Below are 3,452 nucleotides of genomic sequence, written 5' to 3' on the forward strand. Positions count from 1 at the left end.
GGGAGGTAGCGGAACACGAGCGGGAGGAGGACGATGCCAGCCAATCCCCCGATCGCGAACTCGCTGCGGAACCCGAGCGACGGCAACACGAACACCGCTGCCGCAGCTGCCAATCCTCCCCCAATTCCCACACCGGAGAACACGATTGCAGTGTTCAGGTTGCGTTGGCCAGGCGGTGAGTACTCATAGACGAGCGCCGACACCGTCGGTAGTACGGCGCCAACGCCAAGTCCGACCAGGACGCGAGACACTCCGAACACGAGGGCGTTCGGCGCGAGGGCACTCATCAAGGCAGCGACGGTGAACACCGTGACGCTGACAAGAACGACGCGGCGACGCCCCAGACTATCGGTCAACACGCCAGAGGCGCTCGCTCCGACCAGCATGCCGACGGGTGTCAAGCTGCCGATGAGCCCCGCTCCGGCGATTGTCAGGCCCCAGTCGTCATACGCGAGGATTGCCGGTAGAGCTGCGCCGTAGGCGACGATGTCGTATCCCTCGAGGGTCATGCAGATGAGGCACAGGACAAGTACTCGTCCCGGTGTACGGCCAACGGTCCCCGCCGTCGGCGGGGCCGTCATCCCACTCTCCTCACCTGCCGTCCTTCGTCGCGAGCTCACGGGTCCCCCTCACCACCGGTCTGGCCAGTCGCGCGCGCCGGCGACACCCACATGGTAGCCCGAGTCATCGATTGAGTAAATAATTCGACGTTATAGAAGACGGTCTCTGGATTCATCCCACAGTCGGCGGGCCGAAGCGGGGTAGGACTTCTTCAGCAGGTGGGCCGCCATATGGCGGCAACGCTGCTGACACGGCACCCGACGTGGCTGGGCCCATCGGTGTGGCGGTGTCGATTTCTCGAACCGTGGACGCTTCGGCACACCAATTCGGCTTAGATTGCAGCGCAATGTATTACAGGGTTGCCAAACCGGTCACGGTTCAGGTGAGACCAGTTTGGCGACCGCCCGCTCGACATCTGCCTGCTGATCACCGGGCGAGTCGGCTCCCCGAACGGCGCGCAAGGACCACGACGCGTGATCCCAGCTCGTCACTAGCGCGAGGACCATAGCCATCACGGTCGCCGCATCATGCTCGGTGGTGACCCCGCCGTCCTGCTGCGCCTGGCGAATTGACTCCACTTTTCCTCGGTAGGAGTCCATCTCGGACTCGAGCGGGCGGGGACGTTCAAGAACCGCCCACGACGTCAGACGCAGGATGTCCGGCCGACTCTGCAGAGTGCGGTACAACTTCCCGGCATAGGAAGGGATGTCGGAGACGACGAACGGCACCGCCTCTGCCAGCTCGAGCAGACTGGTGGAGACAATGAGGTCGAAGAAGTCTTCCTTGTCGCCAAAGTGCATGTAGATCGAGCGCTTGTTGGCACCCGCTCGCTCGGCGATGCGATCGACGCGAGCGCCGGCGAGGCCGTGTTCGGCAAATTCCGCGCGCGCAGCCTCCACGAGGCGGCGCTTGGTGTCGGTGGAATCAGGCGGCATCGGGCCAGTGTATGTAACTATCTAGATGGATAGCAATCCATGTGCGCAGGCAGTCGCCCCGGCCACACCTGCGGCGTTCGTTTCGCGATCCTCAGGTAGACGAGAAAACCGACACGCCCACCCCAACTCCGGGCCGAAACACCCCGGGGTGCGCCGAACTTCCTGGTTGCGGTGGTGCGCAGATCGTTTGTAACCAAGTGGTTGCATTCCTCGCGACGAGGGTGTAGATCTATGTATATAACTAGTTCGTTACATTCAATGGAGGCAGCAGACATGACACTCTCATGGTTCATCACCGGCACGTCATCGGGCTTCGGCCGTCACCTCGTCGAGCAGGCACTCCAGCGCGGAGACCGCGTGGCAGCGACCGCCCGCCGGACCGAGACGCTGGACGATCTGGCCGCAACCCACGGCGACCGCCTCTGGCGCGCCTCCCTCGACGTCACCGACACCCCGCGCACCCGCGAGGTCGTGCACAACGCCTTCGACGCCCTCGGCCGCATCGACGTGATCGTGTCCAACGCCGGCTACGGACTCTTCGGCGCCGCCGAAGAAGTCTCCGACGACCAGATCGACCGACAGGTCGCCACCAACCTCATCGCACCAATTCAACTGGCGCGCGCCGTGATCCCACACCTACGCGCCCAAGGTGGCGGACGCATCGTGCAGGTCTCCAGCGTCGGCGGGCAAGTCGCGTTCCCCGCCATGAGCATGTACCACGCCACCAAGTGGGGAATCGAAGGATTCTGGGAATCCGCAGCGGCCGACATCGCTGGCTTCGGCATCGGCGTCACCATCGTCGAACCAGGCGTGGCACGTACCGGATTCGGCGGCCCCAGCGCAGACATGGGCACCGCACTACCCGCCTACGACAACGCCCCTCCCGGCCAACTCCGCAAAATGCTCGCCGGCGAACTCCCCCCACTCCCCGCGCCGGGCGACCCCGCCAAGATCGCCACGGCCATCATCGCCTCCGTCGACCAACCCACAGCACCCAAACGACTCACCCTCGGCTCGGACGCCTACGCCCTAGCCACAACCGCACTACGCGAACGCCTCTCAGCACTCGAAGCCACCAAACACATCGCCTACTCCACCGACGCCGACGACTACACCCCCGAACCGCACTAACCACAACCACCAACCGAGAGGCAGAGAGAGTCAACGATCATGTCTGAATTTTCTGGAAAGACAGTCGTCATCACCGGTGCCGCCGGGGCCCTGGGACGCACCTTGGTCACCAGGTTCGCCGCTGCGGGCGCCAACGTCGTGGTCGGCGCCCGTCATGACAGCGCAGAGATCGCGGCGCAGGCCCCCGGAGACGCACTCGGTGTCGCCCTGGACGTGTCCAGCGAGGCCGCCTGGAACGACCTCGTCAACGCCGCCGAGGAGCACTTCGGTGGCATCGACATCCTCATCAACAACGCTGCCTACCTCCAGGTCGGGACCATCGAAACCATCGAGATCGATCAATGGCGAAAGGTGATCGACACGAACCTGACTGGCACGCTGTTGGGCATCCGGGCAGTAGCACCGTCGATGCGCCGCCGTGGCGGTGGCTCGATCGTGAACGTCAACTCCATCTCAGGACTGACCGCCGCGCCGGGGCTGGCCGCATACAGCAGCAGCAAGTGGGCGCTGCGCGGGCTGACCAAGAACGCCGCGGCCGACCTCGCTGGCGACAACATCCGCGTCAACGGAGTCCACCCCGGCATCATCGACACTCCCCTGGCCTACGCACCCGACGGCTCAGAACTCGTCCCCACCGACGGCTTCGCCATCCCTCGCCAGGCCCATCCCGACGAGATCGCAGAGTTCATCGAATTCGCAGCCTCAGGCCGAGCAAGTTTCGCTACCGGCTCCGAACTCGTCGTCGACGGCGGCTTCTCCCTCGGCCCCACCCAGTAACAGCAGTCCCCAACCCAGTCCGCCGGCCCACCCCGAGAGGGTAGGCCG

At 64.7% G+C, this 3,452-nt stretch carries 4 protein-coding genes; 2 read left to right on the plus strand and 2 right to left on the minus strand.

The features are described 5' to 3' along the window. Together ABW137_RS15835 and ABW137_RS15840 are read right to left on the minus strand one after the other, a co-directional pair. Nucleotides 1-581 (minus strand): MFS transporter (locus tag ABW137_RS15835; RefSeq protein ID WP_526401573.1); only part of this gene is annotated, 581 nt, incomplete at its 3' end. A 351-nt stretch (nt 582-932) separates the two neighbouring features. Continuing rightward, entirely contained in the window at nt 933-1,460 is a 528-nt protein-coding gene (locus ABW137_RS15840) for a TetR/AcrR family transcriptional regulator (RefSeq protein ID WP_526401575.1), read from the minus strand. A gap of 309 nt (nt 1,461-1,769) precedes the next feature. Here ABW137_RS15840 and ABW137_RS15845 point away from each other — a divergent pair, with 309 nt between their 5' ends. Continuing rightward, nucleotides 1,770-2,627: an SDR family oxidoreductase gene (locus ABW137_RS15845; protein WP_526401577.1), complete on the plus strand. Its 858-nt coding sequence runs from the start codon at nt 1,770-1,772 to the stop codon at nt 2,625-2,627. Nucleotides 2,628-2,666: 39 nt separating this feature from the next. Beyond that, complete coding sequence (locus ABW137_RS15850) at nt 2,667-3,404, plus strand: SDR family NAD(P)-dependent oxidoreductase (RefSeq protein ID WP_526401579.1); 738 nt, start codon at nt 2,667-2,669, stop codon at nt 3,402-3,404. Nucleotides 3,405-3,452: the final 48 nt, after the last annotated feature.

The sequence above is a fragment of the Mycobacterium sp. genome (assembly GCF_040509115.1).
Classification (GTDB): Bacteria; Actinomycetota; Actinomycetes; order Mycobacteriales; family Mycobacteriaceae; genus Mycobacterium.

Excerpts from the sequence above, each read along its gene's own strand:
- ABW137_RS15850 (WP_526401579.1), top strand. The coding sequence starts at position 2,667 with ATGTCTGAATTTTCTGGAAAGACAGTCGTCATCACCGGTGCCGCCGGG.
- ABW137_RS15845 (WP_526401577.1), top strand. The coding sequence starts at position 1,770 with ATGACACTCTCATGGTTCATCACCGGCACGTCATCGGGCTTCGGCCGT.